Below are 23,151 nucleotides of genomic sequence, written 5' to 3' on the forward strand. Positions count from 1 at the left end.
GTGAGCATGGATACGGGCTCTCCCGATCTCGGCGTCGATTTCGTCATCAACTTCGGCGACAGCTTCGGCGGGCTGAAGTCGCTCGACGATCTGATCGGCACCACCAGCGCCAATGCCGTGCGCGACTTCCAGCGTATCCAGGCATCGGTCGCCAGTGGGCTCGATCTCAGCGCCGCGTCGGCCGAGTTCAAGGCGCTCGGCGCGACCGCTACCCGCGAGCTGCGTTCCGCCTCACTGGAAGCGGCCAAGGCCGAGCGTGCTGGCGAATCGCTGGTCCGCCAGCTGGAGCGGCAGAACGCGACCTATGGCAAGAGCCGTACCGAGGTGCGCGCGATGCGCGTCGAGGAGGCGGCGCTGGCCGCCGAGCGCACGCGCAACACCGATCTAGCCGTGCGTCTGCGGTCCGAGCTTTCGTTGCTCGTCGCTGCCGAGGCGAAAACCGCACAGGCGGCGGAAGCCGAGGCGCAGGCGATGCGCGAGGCGGCGCACGCGCATGACCTGTTCGAAGCGGCGGCTCGCCGCGGCGTGCTGGCGATGAAGGAAGAAGAGGCCGCCCTGAAGGCCAACGCCATCGCGAGGCAGGCGCAGGAGCTACGCGAGGCGGCGCAGGCGCACGACATGTTCGAAGCGCGGGCGCGTGCCGGCGTCAAGGCGCTGAAAGAGGAGGAGGCCGCCGCCAAGGCCGCGTCGCTCGCCGCCTATGAGCAGGAGCTGCGCTCGGCCGCCTTCGCACACGATCAGTTCGAGGCGGCGGCTCGCCGCGGTCTTGTCGCGATGCGGGAAGCCGATGCGGCGGCCGAGCGGGATGCCGCCACGCTCGCGCGGCTGCGGGCCATGCTCGATCCGGCTGCCGCGGCGCAGGAGCGCCTCAACCGCGAGATCGTTGAGGCTCGGCGCGTCATGACCGCGGCGGGCCTGTCGGCCGAGGATATGGCGCGGGCGGAAAGCATGCTCGCCGACCGCGCTAATGTCAGCGCCAAGCAGCATGACGTCATGGCAGGATCGGCCCGCCGGAGCGGCTTTGCGTTGCAGACGATCGCGCTCCAGCTCCCCGACATCACGCAGGGCCTGCTCACCGGGCAGAAGCCGATGACGGTGTTCATCCAGCAAGGTTTCCAGATCGTCCAGGTCGCGCAGATGGCCGAAGGCGGCCTGCGCGGGTTCGGCAAGGAAGTGGCCGGCCTCGCCCTCCGCTTCGCACCGCTGCTCGTCGGTCTCGCCGCGGCGGGTGCCGGCTTCGCGCTGTTCACCCGTTGGGTGAACCAAGGCGTCACGAGCGACCAGCTGACGCGCAACCTCGGTGACATCACGGGCGGGGCCGACGCGACCAAGCAAGAGCTGTTCAAGCTGAAGGATGCGACCATCGAATGGGGCGACGTGTCGTCGGCACTGTTCTCCGAGGTCGGCAAGGACATCGCCAAGGTGTTCGTCGGCGACATGAAGGCGATGGGCAAGGACGTGAAGAGCGTCCTCGATGACATCACGTCGTATGGCCGCAAGGCGCTCGCCGGCATGTACGCAGGCGTCGCCGGCATGAAGGCGTACCTCGGCGAGATCAGCAGCCGCAAGGGGCTGGTGAACCTCTTCATGGGCGATCCGACGTTGATCGACCGTACCTTCGGCAAGGCATACCGGGCCGCGGACGATTATCTCGGCAAGCTCGGCGCGCGCGTGAAGAAGACGTCGATCGAGAATGCCCGCGAGCGGAACGCCAAGACGATCGGGTTCAACAACGTGCCCCGGCCGAAGACCGACCACCATGCCGAGCAGCTCGCCCGTGAGGCGCAGGCCGTCGAGGCGCAAATTCGCAACCTTTACGAGCTGGCCAAGGCTTATGATCTTTCGGGCGCGGCTGCGCTGATCGCCGAGGCGCGGGTGAAGGCGGAGAGCGCCGCGATCAAGAAGCGCGGCGACATCGAGGCGATGGTCGACCGCGAAATCCGCCTCTCGATCGCGCAGCGGGTGTCCGATGCGTCGAAGTCGGCCGCGGCGACGCGCGAGGAAGCGCGCATCCAGACCGAGGTGAACGCCATGATCGCGGCCGGCCTGGTGCCGGCTGAGCGCGCCAATGAGCTGGTCCGCGACCGCATCGCCGATCTACCGCTGCTCGCCGCGATCGAGGCGGCGCAGCAGCGCGGCCTGACGGTCGAGGTGGAGAAGGCGACCGCGGCGCTCAACGCGCAGCAGAGCGCCCGCCGCGATGCCAAGGCGGCCGAGATCGGCGCGTTCTACGCCGGCGCCGATCAGCAGGCCGATCGCCAGCTCGCCATGCAGCGCGAGGAGCTGCGGCTGGTCGGCGCGACCGACGAGGCCCGTGCCGAGGCCATCGCACGTCTTCAGGCGCAGCAGACCCTTCAAGCCAAGGGCTATGAGCTGGGCACGACCTACGCCAACGACTACGTCGACAAGCAAGGCCAGATCGCCAAGGGCGCCGAGATCAACCGGCAGGCGCAGGACAGCTACAACGCCTCGCTGTCGGCGACGTCGGAGCTGTTCGACACCATCGATCAGACGGCGCAGCGCGCCGCGCAGGGCATGGCGGATGCGTTCGGCACCGCCGGCCGCGCGATCGGCGACACGCTGACGATCATGACCGGCTACTACGCCGATCAGGCGCGCTTGCAGGAGGCCCACAAGGCTGCGCTGCACGCTGCCGGCAAGGATCAGGCGCGTATCGATCGCGAGAACCGCCTCTACTCGCTGCGCTCCTCGTCGATGCAGATCGGCGCATTCGGCGACATGGCGGCGGCAGCGAAGGGCTTCTTCAAGGAAGGCTCGGCGGGCTATCAGGCGCTCGGCACTGCCGAGAAGGCGTTCCGCACCGTCCAGCTCGTCATGTCGGTCCGCGCCATCGCGCAGGATGCGATCGAAACCAGCTCCAAGATCGCGAACAGCGTGGCGCGCACGGCCGCCGGCGCGACCGAGGCGGTGGTCAACGCGATCAAGAGCCTGCCGTTTCCCCTTAACCTCGCCGCAGGCGCCGCGACCGTCGCCGCCTTGGCGTCGATCGGCGTCTCGATTGCCGGTGCCTTCGGCGGCAGCGGCCATACGCTTCCCAAGGCGAACGACGGCAGCGGCACGGTGCTCGGCGATGCCTCGGCACAATCGGAAAGCCTCAAGCGGTCGATGGACGCGCTGAAGGAAGTGGACACGTTGACCAACACCTATGCCCGCCAGATGGCCGCCTCGCTTAAGTCGATCGACAGCCAGATCGGCAGCGTCGCAACGCTGGTGGTGCGTGCGGGCGACGTCAACGCATCGGCCGGCGTCAAGGAAGGCTTCGCCTCGGACACCACCGGCAAGCTCCTGTCCGGCATCGTCACAGGCGGTGGCCTGTTCAGCAAAATCCCGGTTGTCGGCAGCATCATCGGTGCGGTCGGCGGTCTCGTCAGCTCGCTGTTCGGCTCCAAGACGACGGTGGTCGGCAGCGGCCTCTACGGCAAGGACCAGTCGCTCGGCAGCGTGCTGTCCGGCGGCTTCGATGCCTCCTACTATTCCGACATCGAGAAGCAGAAGAAGTTCCTTGGGATCAAGACCGGGACCTCCTACTCGACCAAGTACAGCGGCGCGGATGCGGGGCTCGAAAACCAGTTCACGCTGATCCTGCGCCAGTTCAACGATGCCATCGCCGCGTCGGCCGCGCCGCTCGGCGTCGCCACCAGCGAGGTGCAGGCGCGGCTCAACAGCTTCGTCGTCAGCATCGGCAAGATCGACCTGAAGGGCCTGACCGGCGAGCAAATTCAGGAGAAGCTCTCGGCCGTGTTCGGTGCGGCTGCCGATCGCATGGCGAGCACCGCCATCCCCGGCATCGAGCGGCTCCAGAAGGTCGGCGAGGGTGCGTTCGAAACCCTCATCCGCGTCGCTTCGACGATCGAGGCGGTCGGCAATTCGCTCGACCAGCTGGGCGGCGCCGCGCGCGGGCTCGGCATCGATGCCAAGCTCGGCCTCGCCGACCAGTTCGACAGCGTCAGCGATCTGACCAGCGCCGCCAGCTCCTACTTCGAAGCCTTCTACACCAAGGAAGAGCAGGCCGCCGCCAAGACCGCCGAGTTCGCCCGCGTGTTCGACAGCCTCGGCGTTGCCATGCCCTCGTCGCTGGCAGCCTTCCGCGCGCTGGTCGACGCGCAGAACCTCAACACCGCCGCGGGTCAGGCGACCTATGCGACGCTGCTTAAGCTCGCGCCGGCCTTCGCCGATCTGCAATCGGCGATGGAGGGAGCGAAGAGCGCAGCCGACATCGCGGCCGAGCGCGCCGACCTGGAGCGCCAGCTGCTCGAACTCAACGGCGATACCGCGGCGATCCGCGCGCTCGACCTCGCCAAGCTCGATGCGAGCAATCGAGCATTGCAGCAGCAGGTGTGGGCGCTTCAGGACGCGCAGGAGGCCGCCAAGGCGGCCGAGGCGCTGCGGGATGCGTGGACGTCGGTCGGCGACAGCATCATGGATGAGGTAAAGCGCATCCGCGGCCTCACCGACACCGCCAACGGCGGCAGCTTCGTGACGCTGATGAGTCAGTTCAACGCCGCGACCGCGTCGGCACGTGCCGGCGATCAGGATGCGGCAAAGAGCCTGCCCGCGCTCAGTCAGGCGCTGCTCACCGCGGCGGCCGATCAGGCGACCAGTCGGCAGGAGCTGGCGCGCATCCAGGCGCAGACGGCGGCAAGCCTCGAAGCGACCTATGGCGTGGTTGGTGCGCTGGCAAAGGCTTCAGGCTCGTCGGGCAACGGGGCATCCGTCACCGACGTCATCGCCGCGGCGGGCGCAGCGCAGGCGGCGTCGGCGCCGGTGGCTGCCAACGACGATGCCGCAACCGATGCGGCTTCGCTGGCGGCCGAGCTGGCCGCACTGCGCAGCGACATGAACGATGGGCTGGCGTCGATCGCGAGCAACACCGGGCGCACGGCGCGCCGTCTCGACGACGTCACCGCCGCGAGCAGCGGGCAGGCCATCGCCGTGGCGGCCGGCAAGTGAAGGCGGTCCTCGACAGCGGTCAGGTGATCGACCTCGGCGCGACCAAGGCGACGCCGACGATCGGCATCACCGACTACAGCCGGCGGGTGACGGACGATTTCGGCGTCACCACCGTCGTCGAGCGCGGCTTCTCGCGCACCATGTCGGTGCAGGTCGCCGTGCCGTTCGACCGGGTTGACGAGTTGCAGCGCACGCTCGCCGGCCTGCGCGCGACGCCGGCGCAGTGGGTGGCGGACGATCGCTTCGCCAGCCTAAGCATCCGGGGCTTCTACAAGGAGTTCTCGATCGACGTCGCGACGTCGTCGCTCAGCTTCTGCACCCTCAGCGTCGAAGGGCTGGCGGGGACGGACGTCGTTGCTGATGCCGGCGGTGACCCGGCACCCGAGGCGCTGCGGTCGACGTTGCAGCTGTTGCGGCCGATCGCCGTCACCGGTGCGCAGCTCGTCGCGAGCAACGTTGCCGAGGCGGACGCGCCGGAATGGGCGGCGAACAAGGCCTATCCGTCCGGCGTCCGCGTGATCAAGGCGGCGACGCATCGGATCTATGAAAGCCTCGCCGCGGTGCCTGCCGGTGATGATCCTGCCGCCGCGTCGGGCAAGTGGCTCGACGTCGGCCCGACGAATCGCTGGGCGATGTTCGACCAGGCGCTCGGCTCCGTCACGACGGCGAACGGCTCAATCGCGGTGGCGGTCGACGTCGGCGCGATCGACGCGGTCGCCGTGCTCGACGTCGTCGGCGCGACGGTGCGGGTACAGGCGACAGACTACGATCGCACCGTGCCGATCGCCGGCGGCTCGATCAGCCTGCTCGATCTGCCGAACAAGGCCGGGCGGGTCACCGTCACGATCGCCGGCAACGGCACCGTCTCGGCCGGCACGCTGCTGGTCGGCCATCGGGTGGCGCTTGGGCTGACCGAGGCGGCGCCGACCGCCGGCATCACCGACTTTAGCCGCAAGGTGGTTGACGACTTCGGCGAGGTGACCGTGGTCGAGCGCGCTTGGGCGAAGCGGATGACGGCGAACTCGCTGATCCGCACCGACGCCGTCGACGCCGTCGCGAGCCGGATCGCCGCGGTTCGCGCACAGCCGGTGCTCTGGATCGGCCGCGTTGGCACTGACAGCCTGACGATCTACGGCTTCTTCAAGGACTTCTCGATCGAGATCGGCAAGGCGGTCAGCAAGCTGTCGCTGTCGATTGAGGGGCTGAGCACGGCGGGCAAGATTGAGCCGCTCGGCACGCTGGTCGAATGGCCGGACATCGCCGACCCGACCGGCACCAAGCCGGCGAACAACGCCGACAAGACCAGCGAAAATACGTCCAAGGACACTGCGGCTGTGGGAGGCCGTCCCTCGGGCACCGTGATCGAGACGATCGACAAGGCGCGCACCGACATCGATGGCCTGATCGAGGCGGTTAGCGAGGGGCAGACGGACCTGTCAGAGCAGGTCAATGCGGCGAACGCTGCGCGCGATGCTTCTCAAACTGCCCGCGATCAGTCGCAGGCGGCGCGGGATGCGGCGAGCGCCGCTTCGACGCTGTCAGGCGCAGCGCGCGACGCGGCTAAGACGGCGCAGACGAACGCGGAAGCTGCGGCGTCGACAGCGGCACAGCGTGCGACCGACGCGAGTGGCTATGCGCAGACCGCGACCGGGCAGGCGACGATCGCAACGCAGCAGGCGGACGCGGCGGGCCAGTCGGCGAGCAGCGCCAGCGCCAGCGCCACCACCGCGTCGACGAAGGCCGGCGAGGCGAGCACGTCGGCGCAGAGCGCCGTTACCGCGAAGAACGATGCCGCCGGGTCGGCGACATCGGCCGGCACGAGCGCCGGCGTCGCCACGCAGGCGAAGACGGACGCGCAGGCCGCTGCAACTGCTGCGTCGACGAGCGCGTCGACCGCGAGCAGCAAGGCGGATGCGGCGGGCCAGTCAGCCACTTCGGCCGCCGGCAGCGCCACAACGGCAGCCACGAGGGCGGGGGAAGCCTCGACCAGCGCGGGGCAGGCGAGCACCAGTGCGAGCACGGCCGCCGGGTCTGCGACCAGCGCTGCGACCAATCAGGCCCTCACCGCTACGGCGCGCGACGCTGCACAGGCGGCGGCTCAAAAGACGTTCCCTTCGACGTTCGAAGACGACAAGCTGTATTGGGATCATCAGTTGACGCGGACGTACTCGGCAGAAGCCGGTGCTTACGTTATCTCCAACACGGCTGGCTCGTACGGCGGTCTTCAACGTCGCGGGACCATCCCTAATGTAGCAGGTAAGAAGTGGCGGCTGAGGGTTAGAGCTAAAGCTGACCGAGCCTCCTACAGCATGCTTGTGCGGGTGCTTGGTTTTCCGAACCAAGACCAAAGCGGCGCGCAGGCAGGTAATTACTATAGCGACGCCACCATCACTCTTACTACGGCCTATGCGTGGTATGAGGTCATAATAGATGCGCCTGCGGATGGCACGGCTAGGTGGATCGCGCCGGTGTGCTACCCCGGCTACCCCGCCAACACGGGTGTGGTAAGTGTCGCGGCTTTCGAAATGACCGATGCCACGTCGGATCAGGCCGCCGCGGCCTCGGCTAATGCGTCGAACACCAGTGCGTCCAGCGCGGCTGCGTCGAAGACCGGAGCCGACACTGCCGCGTCGGCTGCCAATCAGTCGAAGCTCGACGCTCAGACTGCTCTTGGCGGAGCTAACGCGGCTCGTGATACAGCGGTCACCAGCGCTTCAAATGCCAAGGGGTCGGAGAATGCCGCAGCTTCTTCGGCTACGCTGAGTGCCCAAACTGCGACCCAAGCAGGCGTGCTCGCCTCGGGTAATCTCGTCCGTAAGCCGTCGTTTGAAGACGGTAGAAAAGACGGGTGGGAATATTGGGGCGATGGCAATGCTACGTATGGCAAAGACGGCAGCTTGTACTTCGCCCGCACCTATGGCCTAGACACCTGCGTTTACTATCCGTCTTCGGGTAACGGTATCAAGAAGCAGTGGGGCGGACGCACTGTCCGTATTCGCGCGCTTATCAGCACGGCGGAAACCGACGGCAGCTTCGGCGCGGGTCTATTCATTGAAGCGGATACGGGCAATCGCGGCTACCCAATCCAGTATCTAGGCGCACGTAAAAGCTGGACGTGGATCGACTACAACTACACAATCCCGGATGGGATTATTGCTATTAACCCGTGGTTCCAGCTCACTACACCGGGCAACGGCAGCGCCGGTCTGATCTCATACTTTGAGGTCACAGACATCACGGAGAGTTCCAAAGCCGCAGGGTCCGCTAGTGCTGCCGTTACCAGTGCGTCTGCGGCTAAAACCTCGCAGGACGGGGCAGGCGCAAGCGCGGTAGCTGCAAACCAAAGCCGTATTGACGCCCAAGCGGCCAACGGCGCTGCGCAGGGCTCGGCTAGTGCTGCCGCCAGCTCTGCGGCAAGCGCCACCGCGTCTGCATCCAGTGCTCAGACCTCGGCGACCTTGGCGTCGTCGTTTGGTGCTAGCTCGCTCAACCGTAATCCGTTTTTCGCTGACCCAGCGTGGACCCGCACGGATGGTGACAACAACGTCCCGTCCGGCAACTACGCCCCTTGGGCGAGCGACGGCGCAGGTTATATCGGCCCGTTCGGGGGCACCGGCAGGTTCCCCGCGGCCAACCCGTACACTGGAAAGCGGCAGCTCCAGATTGACCGACAGGGTACGAACGCTGGTGTTCGTTACCCCTTGGGCGCGATGCCGAAAGGCAACTACATCATCGAAGTCGACGTGTCGGGCGAAGATGGCATTTGGGATACGTCCGGCGTCCACATCAATTTCAACAATGGGTACGCCTACAACTTCCACTTCGCTTCAATTGCCGACACCGCGGGAGCTACCGGAGGCGGCGCGAATAATCGCCGTCAATGGAGTTTCTTGGTTTGGAACGGAGCGGATACCAACGATACCCAGATGTATGCAATGGCGGGTTGGTCCGGTTTCACCGGTCAAGCCTATCCCGGTTTTCTGCGCACGATCTGGGCGAAGTGGTCGATCCGCCCCGCCACAAGCACAGAGGTCAATCTTCCGACCACCGCTGCACGCATCGAGTCGATCAACCAAACGCTGTCTAACCAGTACGGCGCCTTGGCGCAGCGGATCAGCAATACCGAAGCAACGGCGGGAAATTTGTCGGCGAGGACCGGCGTCACCGAGTCCGCCGTCGCCGATCTGCGAACCAAGTCTGCCGCGGCGCGGCTAGAGTTTTCCGCAACCTCCCCCGGCGGCCGGGCGGCAGTCACTATCCGATCGGACAGCAATAACGGCGCCGGCATCGATCTGGTGGGGGACGTCGCCTTTACCGGCAACCAGGGCGGAGCGGTGACGGTGGTCAACGGATTGGGGGTCAAAACCTACGACGCCAATGGCAATCTCGTCTTCCAGTGCGGTATCTACTGATGGGCCTTGGCGTCCAACAGCGACTGGCGAACGGCACGATCTACCTCGACACTAGCGTCATGGACTTCATGGGGCTGATCGGGCGGATCAGTGTGCCCAGCAACTCGGCGGGATCATTCACTGACAACACGATCATCGGGCGTCCGATCATTTGGTTCTGGTACGGCGCTGCTGGTGCCAGGCGAAGCCAAGTAACGACCTCGGGCAACACGATCTCGTGGGACGGCAGTGGTGGTGGTGGCACGCTGATCTACGGCGTCGCTGGCGGTGGTACGGATGGCCCGATCGCGGGCAATCAGCGCCGTGGCTTCCAGATCATGAAGAATGGCAAGCGCGCGATCGATGAGAGCCTGTTCGGCTGGCACATGATCGCCAAAGGGACCGCGAGTGGTGCATCCGGCGAAGCCCCGTTCTTCGTACCGCATGATCCCGGCAAGCCGCCCCTGATCGCCATCGCAGGCACTGTCGTAATCGGCATCCTGAGTATCACGGCGGTGTCGGGTGGCAGCAACATCAAGCTCGTCGGCGGTGGTGGCGGCGTTGTGAATTGGTACGCCTTCGCGGAGTGCCGCACGGCGTCTAACTTCTCTCGCATCGCTGGCTGCCGCTGGTGGATCAACGGGCAGCTAGCGGGCGACACCTCGATCCCCTCGCTCCAGATCGTCACGGCCAACATCGTCTATTCGGGCGGTGGCTTCTCGAACGGGAATAATGGTGGCGATCAAGTAATGGAGATCGCCACGATCCCGTCTGGCCGGAAGTACGCTGCTATTATCAGCGACCCCGGCTTTCACTTCGACAGTAGCGGCAACGGCCAGGGTAACGGCCAGACGACGACGAAGATGGTCGCCGTCTACACCCAGGACAACAAGATGTACGCCAAGGGGACGGTCTACTCGACCACACCTGGCGGTGGTGCTTCTCCGACCATCAACGCACCCGGCCGCGTGCACGTCATCGACGTGACGGGCTTCGACCAGTTCTGAGTCACCCGCGCCGCGGATCGGCGCTCCTCCATCACCAGCAAAGGAACAAGACGATGGCTTTCACCGAAGCTGATCAGAAGAAGCTCGACGATCTCACCTACCGCAAGGCGTCGTCGGAATGGGCGACGCGCGAGGATGCTCGCAAGGCGAAGCTCGCCGCGGTCGGCGCGCTCGGGGATGTCTTTACGAAGGCGACCGTTCAGCCGTTCGTCGACGCGGCGAACGCTGCCCGCCCGCTGCTCGCCGCCAGCGACCCGACGATTGCAGACATGCTCGGCAACATCGTCACCGTCATGGGCTTCAGCGGCCTTCAGGTCGCGCAGTTTGTCGAGCAGCTCAGCGTCGCCGAGCCGGAGCCGACTGCGCCGGCTGACGCGCCTGCCACGTCCAGCGATTAACGGAGGCATCATGGCCAACAGCAGCTTCGCGGCACAGGCGGTCGCGAAAGGGCCGATGACGGCCGCCCCGCCGAGCTTCGATGGCCATGGCTGGCTCGTCGTGCTCAACCTCGCAGCGGCGACCTTCGCCTGCGTCGTCGCGATCATGTTCGCCGTCGACGCGGTGCGGGGGATCGTCCGCAACTGGGGGCGGGATCGGCCGAGCCATCCGGTCAGCATCTGGCGCTACGCCGGTCTATGCTTCGCGCTTGGCATCGGCATGACACGCGGGGGCACGGCGCTCGTGTTGTGGAACTGGAACCCGCGCGATCCGGCAGGGACCGGCTGGTGTCTGACGTTCCAGCGCTTCCTCGACATTCCGGCCATGTGCTTCGGCATTCTCGGCCTCGGCATCCTCTATCTCACCTCGCGCGGCATGGTGCCGCAGCTGCGCCGTCGGCCGCTGCCGATCCAGCTATGGGCCTCGCTGCCCATGCTGCGCCGACCGGCCGGCATTGCCCTCCTCAGCCTGATCGCGGCGATTGGTGTGGTGTCGACGCGATGATCTGGAAAACGGGGGCTTTGATGGGGGCATTACTTCCCGTCGCCGCGGCAGCGCTGGCGGCTGACAAGAGCGCGGTGCTCAGCCCGGCCGGGCCGTCGATCTGGTATTTCTTCGGCTATCCGTTCGAGGCTGGCAGCATGATCGCCGCGATCTGCGCCTGCATCGCCGTGCGGCTCTACGTTGCTCAGAAGGAGCGCGCGGACCATCGTTGGAACATCGATCTGCCGGTGTCCGCGCTGACGCTAATGACCACCGCGACGGCAGTCATCCGCCTGCGCCCCGACCCGGCACTCGCGCTGATCTACGGCACCGGCATCGGCGCTCTAGGCGTCGGCCTCATCACCATCGCGCTCAACTTCGTGCAATCGAAGCTGCCGGGGGGCGAGGAAAAGCCGACCCCTTAAGGTTCGGCACCTCGCCTCGCACGGGGAGGACGACAAGCGAGGTGCCGGCCGTCTCGCTCCGACGGCACCGCTCATCTGCGCCATGCGCGCCAGCCGGTCCAACCGGCATCTCGACTATCTCTGAAAGGAATATCCGATGACGACGGCTCCTGCGCCGGCGGCCGCACTCGTGTGCGCGCTCGCCAAGCCGAAGGCGTTCTTCGATCGCATCCGCCCGCTGTTCCTCGGCGGAACGATCAACGCGGCGCAGCTCGCGGGCATCCAGTGCAAGCTCGACGCCTTCGGCACGGCCGGCGCGCCGCTCGCTTATGTCGCATACGGCCTCGGTACGTCGTTCTGGGAAACGGGGCAGAAGATGCAGCCTGTCCGCGAGATCGGCCGCGGCAAGGGCAAGGCCTATGGCCGCCCCGGGCGCAACGGTGCGCAGATCCCTTACGGGCGCGGCGACGTGCAGCTGACCTGGGACGACAATTACGAGCGCGCGGATGATGAGCTTGGTCTGAAGGGCTCGCTCATCGCAAACTACGACCGCGCTCTCGAGACGGAAATCAGCGCTCGGATCATGGTCCGGGGAATGCTGGAGGGCTGGTTCACCGGCAAGAAGCTGTCGAGCTATCTGCCGACGTCGGGCTTCGCCAGTGCGGCGGACTTCCGACAGGCCCGCCGCATCATCAACGGGACCGATCGCGCCGAGGAGATCGCCACGATCGCCGGGACATTCCAGAACGCGCTGGCGGACGGCGGATGGGCGCGTCTTGTGCCTCCGCCGCGCGCCTGAGTCGCCGCCACACCGTCACCAACCATCTCGCCAGCCGAATCATGTCGGGCGTCTAGCCGCGCCGGGCTCGCTGTCGGCTGAACCAACCCGTCACCACACGTTCACGCAAGGATCGACCCCATGAAGATCAAGTTCCCCGCCTTCATCGCAAAGCTGTTCCGTTCCTCGCCCGCTCAGGAGGTCGCCGACATCGTCATCACCGAAGCGCAGCAGGTGATCGCGTTGTTGATGGCGCTGCCGATTGCCGCGGTGGTGAGAGACGACATCCGCACGATCGCGAACGACAGCCTGAGCGGACAGCAGAAGTTCGACGTCGTGCTCGGCCGGACGTTGCCGGTGCTGCTCGATCTGCTGACTGCGAAGGGTCTCAACGTCGCTGCCAAGGATATCGAAGACATCGGCCGCGGCTTCGTCCAGGCGGTCTACAACGAGTTCGCCTCCACCCGCGCCGGCACCATCGCCAAGCTCATCCTGAAGCTGTTCAACTTCGCATGAGTGGCCCCGGCCGCGTCGTCGACGTAGACGCCGGCACGGTCCCCAACACCAACGAGGCGGCTCGGCGGGTGCTGGTCGACCGCTCGACCGGCGAGTGCCTCCTCTTCTACGTGCCGATCGGCAACGATCCGCCGATTGGCAGCCTGATCGACTGGAGCGCTCGACATGCTTGGTGGCCCGGCCACCGCGTCGACAAGCTCAGCAACGAGCTCGATCCGAACCAACCCCTCCGCTGATCGTCAGTCTTCTCACAAGGAACCACCATGCCCCAACTCTCCACCGCTATCCGCAACGCCATGGGCAATGCGATCGAGGCGACGATCGGCGCGTCACCCGTCCTCGAATATCGGACCGGCCTGCCGCCGGCGTCGCCAGCCGCGGCCTCGACCGGCACCCTGCTCATGTCGGGCACGCTTGCTGCGGATTGGGCGCCAGATGCCGCCAACGGTGTGAAGTCGTTCAATGCCAACATGAAGGCCGATGCGGCTGTCGCCGCTGGCTATGCCGGCCATTTCCGGATCAAGGCGGCCGACGGCACCTATCACATGCAAGGCCTCGTGTCGGAGGCGTGGACGGCGTCCAAGCCGTATGTCGTCGGCATGCAGGTGAACCTGGGGGGCAACGTCTACCGCGCCACGGCCGCCGGCACCTCCGCCGCGAACGGCGGCCCGGCCGGCACCGGCGCGGCCATCGTCGATAACGGTGTGACGTGGGCGTATGTCGGCCCGCAGGACATGGTGCTGACCAACACCAACATCGCGCTCGGTCAGGATGGCATCACCCTCAACAGTTACCAGCTGACGATGCCGACCGGGAACTGAGCGGCTAGGAGCTAAGCAATGGCGAGGCGGCTATGGACCCCGGCCGATATGGTCGGGGTCGCGAACCATGAATATACCGACACCACCAAGGGGATCACGACGGCAGACGGCACCTTCGTTGCCGGCTCGATCGTCAACCGGCAGGACTATCAGCTGGTCGGCAGCGGGACGCCGGACTATATCTCGGCGTTCCGCGACGACTTCCGGCCGGCGCTCGACGCCATCAACGGTCAGCAGGCGATCAAGTGGGATACCGCCACTCGCCAGATGGACATCTCAAAGACCAACCTTCCACAGGGGGATGGCGATAAGTTCTGGTGGACGGTCGACGTCATCGACGAGACCCGGACGGATGATCGCTACATTTGGGGATATGGCGGCAGCAATGGTTCGTCGGTCGCTTACAAGATGCGGCAAGGTGGCGTGCCGTATTCCGACATCGGTTCGGTAGGCTATGCGATCGGCACCGCTCCCGTGAAGGCGGGCGAACTGTCGATCATCACCGAGCAATACACCAAGGCCGACACGACCAGCAAAGCGTCCTACAACGGCGGAGCTTGGTCGACTTACAAGCGAGCCCGCAACACCGCCATTTCGAACGCAGCTCGATACGGTCATTGGGCGGTCTACGGCAACGGCAGCGCGCATCGCTCGCGCTTTCGGGGCCATGGATACGGTACGCCTACCGAGGATGACTGGCAGCGGCTGCGGGGCTGGGCTTCCTGGGCTGCCGGTGCGAACGGCGCCAACCTCGTCGACGGCCATCCGTACAAGGATGCGCCGCCCTACGTCGACGAGGGCGGCGCCGGCGTGACGGCATCCGGTGGCGCCGTGCTGGGCGCGATTGGGGCGGCGGCCGGCGCCGCGCTGATGATTGCGAGCAGCGCCGCGCTTGCGCTGGCTCCGCTGTCGGTTGCTGGCGGTGGCGGCGCGGCGATCACCAGCGCCGGTGCGCAGGTGCTGGCGCCGGGCGCTGCCACAGGGGCAGGAGCAGCGACGGCCGCGGTCGCAAGCTCCGGCGCTCCGACGCTTGCGCCGATCGTCGGCGGGGGCACCGGCAGTGCTGCGCAAATCGTCAGCGCGCAGGGCAACGCTACGCTTGCCGGCTTGTCGGCCACGGGCTTCGGCTTCGCACCGGTCGCCGGCAGCGCGATCGTCGCGCTTGCTCGCGTCGCGGGCGCGGGTGTGGGCGCGGTGGGAACCGGCGCAGCCTCGACGTCGCTGCTCAGGCCGCTCACAGCGGCCGGGCTGTCATCTGCGCCGATCGTCGGTCGGGGCGGTCGCGAGCTGCTTGCGCCGTCGCCGGTGGCGCGGGCGTCGTCGCCGATCGGCGGCACCGGCGCGGCGTCCCTCGCGCCCATCGTCGGTGCCGGCACCGGCTCACCGCCGGCACCGCCGATCGTCGTCCCGCCGTCTCGGCGCTTCACGCTGGCTTCCGCGGGCAGCCGGCGGGCGACGCTCGCCAGCTCTGGCTCCCGCCGCCTCACAATCTGACATCGTCCGAGGAGGACAAACCGCATGCCACTACCGCCGAACGCCAAGGCGCTCACGCAGGCGATGGACCCCTCGGACGTCGAGGTGTTCGAGCTGACGATCGACCAGGGCGACGACAAGACGCTGATGACGGGCGAGGGTGTCGCCGACTTCAACTTCGCCGTGACAGCCGAGGCCGCCGCGGCCGGGTTGAGGATCATGGAGGAGGATGGCCGACGGCCGACCCTCACCGGCCTGCTGCTGCGCTTCTGGCTCGCGGTCGATCCGGCCCTATTCGGTGCAGCGGCCTTCTCAGGAGAGGGTATCTCGCTGGGTCTGGAGCTGACGCTGAAGACCGACTCGGTGCCCTATCGAACCAAGCAGAAAACCATCGTCGTAAAGGTAGCTCAGCAATGACCGAACAGATCACCGGGACCGTCGACAACGGCGGCCGGGCGACCGCCGATCTCGGCTTCTACAAGGGGCCGGTCGGCACCCGCACCCGCACCGGGTCCGACCTTATCGAGGTCGCCTACCGCGGCGAGATCGCGATGCCGCGGTTGCCGGCGAAAGGCACGTTGGACGGGGACGCCGTCGAGGTGCTCTCGCTGAAGCGCAGCGAGATCGACCGGCAGTTGATGCTGGCGACCGTCCGGCCAGTCAGCACGTAAGCGCCTGGCGCGCCGCGACCGCAAGTTCGCGAAACGCTGCCTGCCATGTCGCGCCGGCCTCGCTCCACGGGATATGCTCCTCGATGTTCGCGATGCGGCTATCCCATAGCTTCTCGGCGAGGTGCTCGTTGACGGCTTCAACGTCGTTGCTGGTGCAGAGGCGGCAGCGGCTCATCGTGGCTTCACCAAATCCGGATGTGGGTGGGGCTCGTCGACGTTCCACTTGCCGACGCGGGTATAGGGGGCGTCAACCAGATCGGGCTGGAGGATCACCGACTCGCTCTCTGGCTCGCCCATGATGCGAAGGACGAGATCGTCCGTCACCTCTTCGCGGGTCTGCTCGACGAGCACGTTAAGCGCTCGCTTCTGGAACGGCTTGAGGACGGTAAGGGCGACCCAGACCTGTGTCCGCAGCTGCTGGCGGGTGAGCAGCCTCACGGCTGGTCTGCCCACAGGTCGCGGATGCCAAGAGCCCGCTCCGTCAAACCGAAATAGTCGGCGAGCCGACGGTGCTCGTCGGGGCGCAAAGCGCGCGGTATGCCGTCGGTGACGAAGCGTCGCAGATAGTGCGGCGGCCGATCGAGCATGCGCGACAAGGCGGCGTAGCTGTCTCGGCTTCCATCAATTACCTTTGCGAGCGCCTCGCGCGGGTCGGGGGTGCCTTGACGGGGGCGGGCAGTGCCGGCGAGCGTCACGACGCCAGCCATGCGCTCTCCGCATCCTCCAGCGCCTCCCAATCATCGCCGCTGGCGCGTTGCGCCTGCATCCACTTGCGGGCGTCTTCAAAGGTGCCGGTGCGAGGGAAGGTGCGATCCTTGGCTGCACTATCTGCCAGCTGCCCGACGAAACCGCCGCTGCCACCTTGCTTCATCAGCCAACGGCCGAACGGCTCCCTCTCGTCTTCGTCGTGCATCGTATCCTCCGGTGACTCGCGTCATTGGCAAGATAGATGTTCTTTTTCTGTTCCGCTAGGCGGTCGGTTCGTCGAGCTGGATGACATCAAGATTAGAGGGGTCCGCAGTCCGCTCGCCCGGCAGCTGGGTGAGGTCACGTTCAAGGCGAGGTTATTTCCACTCTAGCCCGGCTGTGTCGAAGACAAATTGCTGACGCCCTTGGTGGAAAAACTCAGCCTCGATGATGGTTCTCTTGGCCTTGCGCAATCCGGCTAAGACACGACCTTCATTCGTGAAAAAGGCCGTTTCGTTGGAGCCGTCGCTTGCCCCTGTGCAGCGCATTTTTTGGATAGGGCCGTTATCAAATTTCACCGAGATTGTAGTGTTGGTATAGGAAGAGCACATAATCTGCCCCTTGCCGACTCCAAACATAACATTCAGTCCATCACTATTGCGACGTACCGTGATCGTCCCTTGTTGCTCTCCGTAAGGAAAATCCAAATCGACCGTATTATTGCTGATTAGGGTGGCATAGCGAGAGGTTGATCCCCGCATCTCATCTTTGTCTGATGAGTATTGCCACTTACTTGCTGGTGAATCTTCGTGGGCCGAGGTGGTCGAATCGGTTTGCAGGTTAGAAGGCGTCGTACCGGTAGCCGCATCGGCAGAGTTGCTATCAACGTTCGACGTCTGCTGGTCTGACTTGGGCACGACTATCATCATCAAGATGAATGTGCCGACAGCGATGCCGGCAAATTGCTTGCGCGACAGAGCGGCCACATACGGCTTTATGATGCCGACCAAAGCGGCCAGAAATATCAACGTCAGAACAGCGAACATGAACGATCCCCCCGGTTACGGACAGCTTACCTGTCCAATCGGCCTATTCAAGCCGGTCTGTTGATAAACCGTGAAGCATTCTGGCGTGCTGAGATGCGGCATGTGGGGGTGGGTGTTCGTTGCCCCCGTCACGTTAAGCCATTGATCTCCAATGATCGCGCTTCGAACGATGTTGCGGCAACCATCATTGATAACAATGGATTTTACGGCTCCACGGCTAAAGCTTCAGTTGGACCTCGACGTTGGATGCTGCCGGTCCTCGAACCCCCTTCGCCTAGAAGGGAACGTCGTCATCTAGATCTTCGTGAGAAAAACCATATCCGCCCCCGTAGCCGCCGGTTGATGATGGTGCCTGCTTAGGCGCCGCAATGGCTAGCGGAGGAGGTGCAAGCCGAGCGATCTCCGCGTCTTCTTGCTCCTTGTCTTGGCCGACCAGTGAGATGATGAAGCTAATCCCCGCCGGGATTTTTGGCGACGCAGCGATTGCCCCGGCGGTGCCCCCGATCGTGCCCATGATCGACGCCGCGATCGCCATCGTTTTGGCAAAACTGAGCCGGCGATGTTCGAGTTCGGCAAGTAATTCGTCGAGCTTGTCGTTAAGCGCTGCCCGCTTGGCAGGTGTCAGATCGGCCTCGTCGACGTATGTCCTTAACTGTTCTACCTCTTGCCGTATTTTGGCTCGTGTCACACGTCCAAGCGCTACCGAGTGGGGTTTGGCGAGGACATCGCTGCGCAGACGCGTTTTTGCCACGATGCCCGCGAGAATAACTTGGAAGCGTGTATAGTCACCGTACTCGATGGTTGGTCGTATCTCGCTCAAGCCGGTAACGCCGAGTGCTTCCGCGATGCCTTGAATGGTAGCCATAAACTGACTGCGTAACTCGTCCGAAAAGTCGCGCGCGTTTGAGTCGTCCAGCATGCGCTGGAGATTGGACTGAGCTGTCCGGACGAGCGTTACGAACTTATCTGCGTCCTCCTCCGGCAGGTTGGCGTACGTCTCTTCCGGAATAAGGTCATAGGCCGACACACTGGTCTCCTCATCAAGGTTCGGGAATAGTGCGGGACTCGTGGGTCCCATCGTTTCCTGTTTGGTCCCTTCCGGTCCGCGAAACGCCCGCCTGCCCACCCCGAAAATCGCGGTATTAGGCGGGTCTCCCGAGAGGGGGCGATTAGCTCAGTTGGTAGAGCGTCTCGTTTACACCATTGACCTCCGCTGCTCCTGTCGTACCCGTTGGCGCGGCTAAATAATAAAGTGTGCTTCGGCTTTTGGCGGCATCGTAGATGTTTCTGCGCAGCTTAAATTCGACCAAATAATTTTTGCAATTCGAGAGACCGTCGCAAATCAGCATTGTCTAAAACGACGTTGGGGACGTTCTTCTTCCACCGTGCTCCGACCATTTCGACAATCCAGATAAGTAACACTGCGCCCAAAATAAATCCGACAACGCCGGCGGGGATAATTAGCCCGGACCGCCAGCCGCTTTTCAGCCACATAGCTGTACTGCCCGCCACTAAGGTTGTCACCATCGCAGCTATGAATGCTTTATCTATTTTATCAGAGCTTAGTAACTTTTTGCCTGCTGGATTGAAGAATTTCAAGCCTTCTGGGAGTCCGATGAGCGTACCGGTAATCCGAAGATCACCATGCGTGCCGGTGTGCAAAGCCCTTATGATGATAGCATCTTTAGGCTCTAAAAAATCAAAACTTACAAGAAATTCTTTATTGTTCGTGAATTTTATTTGCGCGCCAATGACAGTGCGAGATGTGCCGTCAATTGTAACCTGTAGAAATGAACCATTGGTCAAGCGCAGTTTTAGGGGGTCTTTGTCGGCGATGTCGTTTCTGCGAAAAATGGTCGTGCCATTATTCCATATCGCAATAACCGAACTAGTAACCTGCGGAACGGCAAGCCCATTAAACGAGATTTCAAGCTGACTTTCTATTGTCGCGTGAGCAGGAGCAACCAACACAATGCTCTTGGCAGAGGTGACTACGCTAGGAACCGTCTTTTGGCGCCTATAGAAGATCCAGCCTGCGTAAAGGCCCGCAACGCCTATCACGACTGTAATAAGTAGGCCAAACCAAGGTGAATTAAGCATTGGCCAAAGTACGGAATTTCCGTCAGCCTGGGTGGGTGTCGAGCTCATTGCGTTATTCTGCGTCGCATCGGCGGTCTCAACAAGCGCATTTCACACGGAGAGCGGACGTCTGCCAATACGGCGAAATCAGTATACGAACAGGCAAGGGGCCTTCTAGGCTTGATATGCCTTGGATTGATGTCTCCGATCTCGGCACCATCGGTAAGTGACGACCGATGCGAGACCGTAGGAGCGGGAACGGGTACTGAAAACAAATGGTTTTCCAGCTTCACGGCTAAAGCAGGGTTGTTGGCACGCTTCCTTTACCGCAGGGAGTGGAGCATGCCTCTGGCATGGCTTTGATGATCGACACCAGGGAGGAGCAATTCGCGAGCGATCTCGACTTCCTCCTTCACTTCCAGAATGTCCTGCTTCGAGCAGTCGAAGGTGCACGGGACGCAGCGATCGACCAAGAATATCGCGCAATGCGCGCAGCCCTAATAGCTGATCCAAAGTATGAGCAACTAGTTCCCGAATTCGTCAACCGCCACCACGACCTTGGTAGTCTGTGGCCAACCCTCAAGAGCTTCTCTCCGCAATGGGAACCCCGCCGGGTCGAGGTGCGTCGACAGTTTAAGCCATCGATCGCCCAAGCTGACCGAGCCGACCCGTTCGCGTCGACGGCGCAGCAACAATGGCTAGGAGACCCTCCCTACGATTCGACGGCGTGGACGGGAGGGGTGACGACTGCATCGCGCTTGGCATCTGCAAAGACTTTGCTTCCCGTCGCACGCGCGGCAGTTGAGCGCCTGATCGAGAGCCTAGATGAGCCGCGGCACAACGGCGGCCCGCCTCTCGATGAGACCGTAGAAGCTATTCAATCGCTCCGTGCCCTCCACTCTTTGCTCGGCGAGATTATCGACGCTGCCGATGACGGGGCGCTCGACAGAGCGTACAACGAGGGGATGGTCGCCGAGGCTTGCCGATACGCAAAGCGCGCGGCGAAAAAGCTGCGAGATGATCCCATGCCATACGCCATGTCGGCTCTGTTGCTTGCCGTGTTCACTGCCTGTGGCTTTCCTGGCGTCGGCGGCTATCTCGGCGGTGTCGCGGCTAACGTACACCGGAAGTGATTTTCATCTTGGGTATCCTGGCAGGGTTAACTGGACGCAAAATAGGTCGCGCCCGGGAAATACTTACCAACGTTGCCGATATCACCCATATCAAACCCTAGGATTTGGTACTCGAACCGTTGCTGAGTTAAAAGGCTGGGCCCGATTTGAGGGAATGGATTGGCCATTTCAAATGTAATTGGGCGAAGCCCAGGGCGTAACTCCACGCCACTCGGCGTGGCCACCGCGAACTGCTGGAACCCAGAAACACTGGGTACGTCTGGGTCGTTCATCACCTGCCGTAAAATTTCGAGAGGGTTGACAATGGCTGGGGTCGCCTCGGTCGCCGCTTCCACGATTTTATCTAGTATTTCCGTGACTTTTGATCCGCCTGATCCCAAGGCGGCTAGCCCACCGCGTGTCACCTGAGTGAGCTCAATCGCGCTACCGACCGCGATCCCAGTCTCATCTAGATCGACGCGGATCTCGTACGCTTGAGCCGGCGCTTCCGGCCTATCTCTCCCGAAGACCAGACCATCAAACAAATGTTGATCGCTCCCGTCCCATTTGCGACGTTCGTTTACAACGATTGCTGCGCATCGCGCATAGAGCTCGGCCACTTCTACAACCGTTGGTCCATCGTCAAATTCACCGTGCACAAGCAGGTTTTGGAGACATGTGCTAGCCAACCCGTTGGCAGTCTGCCCTGCAAAGACATTCCCAGCAAACGCGAAACCCATACTGGGTAGCCGGTGCTTGTTGGTTTCAATCAACTTGCCGTGTTTGTTGAGGATAATTGGAACGCTAAAAATCTTCGGTCCAGCCTCACCAACGGTCCTCATCGCTGATCCGAAGCGCGTGTCCGCCACTACAGCGATGCCTTCCACGGTTTGCCAAGCCAGAACAAGAGTCATGAAGTCGCTTTCACTTACCTAAATTTCCGAATGCAAGATTCCAAGAGAGAAGCATTCTACTTGGATAATGCCTTTGCAAGAAGGCCTTGGAGGCCGATATCTGCTGGTCCGTCCTCTTTCACTATCCCGTCGGGCGTGGATCGGAAAAGCGCATTAAGAATTATTTGCCGGTCCGCTTCTCCAGCCGCGTTCTCACCTGTCAGCGCTAGGTAGGTCGTCGTCATCGTTGCGCGCTCTTCGGCGTCATTGCGCAGGTGGTGCTCGCTTAGGTACAACTTCGTCAGGAGCCGACCGATCCAAAACGAGAGCGTTGAAAGGAGCAGAAGCCCACCGGACACAACGACGTAGAGGGCTACAGGCGACTTCGAGTCTTTTGTATCGGGGTGATTTAGCAAAAAATAACCGGACGCGATAAAGACTACGCCAAGCACCAAAATCGTAACTGGAAAATACCAGAATAATAGATTTCTCGCGGCGGCCTCTCTGCCGGCATGCTCTGCGGCTTTACCATCCCAATACTCGACCGGAGCCTTTAAGCTCATAAACTCTCGATAAGACGCCTCGGTGGTTTGAATGCTTGAGATCGCGGCGATACTGCGGCTCTCAAAAGTTGCGACACTCTCATCAGCTGCTAGTTGCCAGCCGGACTGCGTATCGCTCCATTTACGTCGGCGTACATCAAAAATGCGGCGAGCGATGCCTCGAAGCCTATTGGTGATCTCAAGATTTGATCTTTCCCGACGCTCCATTTCCTCCTCAAGCTTCTCTTGGAGGCTCCGCGTTGCCATGCGAAAGTTAGTTCTCTCCCGCTTTAGTCGTTCGCTCCAATCAGACGAATTCCTGATATCGGGAAGCGCGCTTAAAAGCAGGCCAACAATTTCCTCCCGCGTCGTCATGTGCTGTGTGGTCAGGCGTTGTTTTATGAAGCCGTAAGCTGCGACGGCGGCGACATCTCCCGAGGTTTCTTTTATATCTAAGACCAACGATCCGTCATTCGTTGTTGATATGAGAATAAGGCTGCTGGACAGTGGTATCAAATACTCACGAGCGAATTCTAGGGACTGTCCCTGCGTTTTCAGTGACTGGATGTTTTCCAGTAGGCCGTTCCAATTGCTCTGCAATTCTGAAGCTAAGCCCCACCGATCGGTCCGTTGGTCACCTGGGACCATCCACGCCCACCGACTGCGTTCTTTTTCAATCCACCTTATCAGATCATCGTAGGACCGAACGGTGACGTCGCCATCAATGCCGATCGAGAATGTCAGCGGCTCCGACATAATCCCTCCTTGTTCGATCTGCAGGCCTAAGCTCGTCGGGTTACCATACTGCCAAGCATGTCAAATTTCGGTACCTGTGCTAT

General features: G+C 63.1%; 23 protein-coding genes. 14 read left to right on the top strand and 9 right to left on the bottom strand.

Features of this window, described 5'->3' with window-relative positions:
• Positions 1 to 6: 6 nt before the first annotated feature.
• The 13 genes from BW41_RS00525 (at position 7) to BW41_RS00585 (ending at position 15,953) form a co-directional block, all read left to right on the top strand.
• Complete coding sequence (locus tag BW41_RS00525) at positions 7 to 4,971, top strand: hypothetical protein (RefSeq protein ID WP_037530261.1); 4,965 nt, start codon at positions 7 to 9, stop codon at positions 4,969 to 4,971.
• Positions 4,968 to 9,383, top strand: coding sequence for a hypothetical protein (locus BW41_RS19875; protein ID WP_051583140.1), 4,416 nt, complete (start codon positions 4,968 to 4,970; stop codon positions 9,381 to 9,383). The genes BW41_RS00525 and BW41_RS19875 overlap by 4 nt, the downstream gene beginning before the upstream one ends.
• Entirely contained in the window at positions 9,383 to 10,369 is a 987-nt protein-coding gene (locus BW41_RS00535) for a hypothetical protein (RefSeq protein ID WP_037530264.1), read from the top strand. The genes BW41_RS19875 and BW41_RS00535 overlap by 1 nt, the downstream gene beginning before the upstream one ends.
• Before the next feature lie 53 nt (positions 10,370 to 10,422).
• Positions 10,423 to 10,767 (top strand): hypothetical protein, encoded by a 345-nt coding sequence (locus BW41_RS00540; RefSeq protein ID WP_037530267.1) that lies wholly within the window; start codon positions 10,423 to 10,425, stop codon positions 10,765 to 10,767.
• 10 nt (positions 10,768 to 10,777) lie between these two features.
• Positions 10,778 to 11,311, top strand: a complete 534-nt coding sequence (locus tag BW41_RS00545) for a hypothetical protein (protein WP_037530270.1) — start codon at positions 10,778 to 10,780, stop codon at positions 11,309 to 11,311.
• Between the two features lie 20 nt (positions 11,312 to 11,331).
• The gene (locus BW41_RS00550) at positions 11,332 to 11,715 is read left to right on the top strand and encodes a hypothetical protein (RefSeq protein WP_081792815.1); all 384 of its coding nucleotides are present in this window, start codon (positions 11,332 to 11,334) and stop codon (positions 11,713 to 11,715) included.
• A gap of 136 nt (positions 11,716 to 11,851) precedes the next feature.
• Complete coding sequence (locus BW41_RS00555) at positions 11,852 to 12,493, top strand: hypothetical protein (RefSeq protein WP_051583141.1); 642 nt, start codon at positions 11,852 to 11,854, stop codon at positions 12,491 to 12,493.
• Positions 12,494 to 12,613: 120 nt separating this feature from the next.
• A complete protein-coding gene (locus BW41_RS00560; RefSeq protein WP_037530272.1) occupies positions 12,614 to 12,988 on the top strand; it encodes a hypothetical protein in 375 nt (124 codons plus the stop codon).
• A complete protein-coding gene (locus tag BW41_RS00565; RefSeq protein WP_037530274.1) occupies positions 12,985 to 13,224 on the top strand; it encodes a hypothetical protein in 240 nt (79 codons plus the stop codon). Before BW41_RS00560 ends, BW41_RS00565 begins: the two co-directional genes overlap by 4 nt.
• A 27-nt stretch (positions 13,225 to 13,251) precedes the next feature.
• On the top strand, positions 13,252 to 13,809 hold the full coding sequence (locus tag BW41_RS19880) for a hypothetical protein (protein WP_152542015.1): 558 nt from the start codon (positions 13,252 to 13,254) through the stop codon (positions 13,807 to 13,809).
• An 18-nt stretch (positions 13,810 to 13,827) separates the two neighbouring features.
• A complete protein-coding gene (locus tag BW41_RS00575) occupies positions 13,828 to 15,303 on the top strand; it encodes a hypothetical protein (protein WP_152542017.1) in 1,476 nt (491 codons plus the stop codon).
• Positions 15,304 to 15,327: 24 nt separating this feature from the next.
• Positions 15,328 to 15,699 (top strand): hypothetical protein, encoded by a 372-nt coding sequence (locus BW41_RS00580; protein ID WP_037530278.1) that lies wholly within the window; start codon positions 15,328 to 15,330, stop codon positions 15,697 to 15,699.
• On the top strand, positions 15,696 to 15,953 hold the full coding sequence (locus BW41_RS00585) for a hypothetical protein (protein WP_037530280.1): 258 nt from the start codon (positions 15,696 to 15,698) through the stop codon (positions 15,951 to 15,953). The genes BW41_RS00580 and BW41_RS00585 overlap by 4 nt, the downstream gene beginning before the upstream one ends.
• Here the strand turns inward: BW41_RS00585 and BW41_RS00590 are convergent.
• The 7 genes from BW41_RS00590 to BW41_RS20760 all read right to left on the bottom strand — a co-directional run bounded on the left by BW41_RS00590 (position 15,943) and on the right by BW41_RS20760 (position 19,834).
• The gene (locus tag BW41_RS00590; protein WP_037530282.1) at positions 15,943 to 16,128 is read right to left on the bottom strand and encodes a hypothetical protein; all 186 of its coding nucleotides are present in this window, start codon (positions 16,126 to 16,128) and stop codon (positions 15,943 to 15,945) included. The two genes, BW41_RS00585 and BW41_RS00590, sit on opposite strands and share 11 nt — an antisense overlap.
• Complete coding sequence (locus BW41_RS00595) at positions 16,125 to 16,391, bottom strand: hypothetical protein (protein WP_037530283.1); 267 nt, start codon at positions 16,389 to 16,391, stop codon at positions 16,125 to 16,127. Before BW41_RS00595 ends, BW41_RS00590 begins: the two co-directional genes overlap by 4 nt.
• Entirely contained in the window at positions 16,388 to 16,660 is a 273-nt protein-coding gene (locus tag BW41_RS00600; protein ID WP_037530284.1) for a hypothetical protein, read from the bottom strand. Before BW41_RS00600 ends, BW41_RS00595 begins: the two co-directional genes overlap by 4 nt.
• Positions 16,645 to 16,866: a hypothetical protein gene (locus BW41_RS00605; RefSeq protein WP_037530286.1), complete on the bottom strand. Its 222-nt coding sequence runs from the start codon at positions 16,864 to 16,866 to the stop codon at positions 16,645 to 16,647. The genes BW41_RS00600 and BW41_RS00605 overlap by 16 nt, the downstream gene beginning before the upstream one ends.
• A 151-nt stretch (positions 16,867 to 17,017) precedes the next feature.
• A complete protein-coding gene (locus tag BW41_RS20755; RefSeq protein WP_152542019.1) occupies positions 17,018 to 17,686 on the bottom strand; it encodes a hypothetical protein in 669 nt (222 codons plus the stop codon).
• Positions 17,687 to 17,960: 274 nt separating this feature from the next.
• Positions 17,961 to 18,713 carry a hypothetical protein gene (locus tag BW41_RS00615; protein WP_152542021.1) on the bottom strand — a complete coding sequence of 251 codons (753 nt, stop codon included), beginning with the start codon at positions 18,711 to 18,713 and terminating at the stop codon, positions 17,961 to 17,963.
• Positions 18,714 to 18,982: 269 nt separating this feature from the next.
• Positions 18,983 to 19,834, bottom strand: coding sequence for a hypothetical protein (locus tag BW41_RS20760; protein WP_152542022.1), 852 nt, complete (start codon positions 19,832 to 19,834; stop codon positions 18,983 to 18,985).
• A gap of 284 nt (positions 19,835 to 20,118) precedes the next feature.
• On the opposite strand from BW41_RS20760, the gene BW41_RS00620 reads away from it, so the two are divergent.
• Positions 20,119 to 20,898, top strand: coding sequence for a hypothetical protein (locus tag BW41_RS00620; protein WP_037530292.1), 780 nt, complete (start codon positions 20,119 to 20,121; stop codon positions 20,896 to 20,898).
• A gap of 26 nt (positions 20,899 to 20,924) precedes the next feature.
• Here the strand turns inward: BW41_RS00620 and BW41_RS20765 are convergent, their stop codons facing one another.
• Entirely contained in the window at positions 20,925 to 21,791 is an 867-nt protein-coding gene (locus BW41_RS20765) for a hypothetical protein (RefSeq protein ID WP_152542024.1), read from the bottom strand.
• Between the two features lie 56 nt (positions 21,792 to 21,847).
• The gene (locus tag BW41_RS20770; RefSeq protein WP_152542026.1) at positions 21,848 to 23,068 is read right to left on the bottom strand and encodes a DUF6161 domain-containing protein; all 1,221 of its coding nucleotides are present in this window, start codon (positions 23,066 to 23,068) and stop codon (positions 21,848 to 21,850) included.
• Between the last annotated feature and the right edge of the window lie 83 nt (positions 23,069 to 23,151).

The sequence above is a fragment of the Sphingomonas sp. RIT328 genome, from assembly GCF_000632225.1.
GTDB classification, from domain to species: Bacteria; Pseudomonadota; Alphaproteobacteria; order Sphingomonadales; family Sphingomonadaceae; genus Sphingomonas; species Sphingomonas kyungheensis.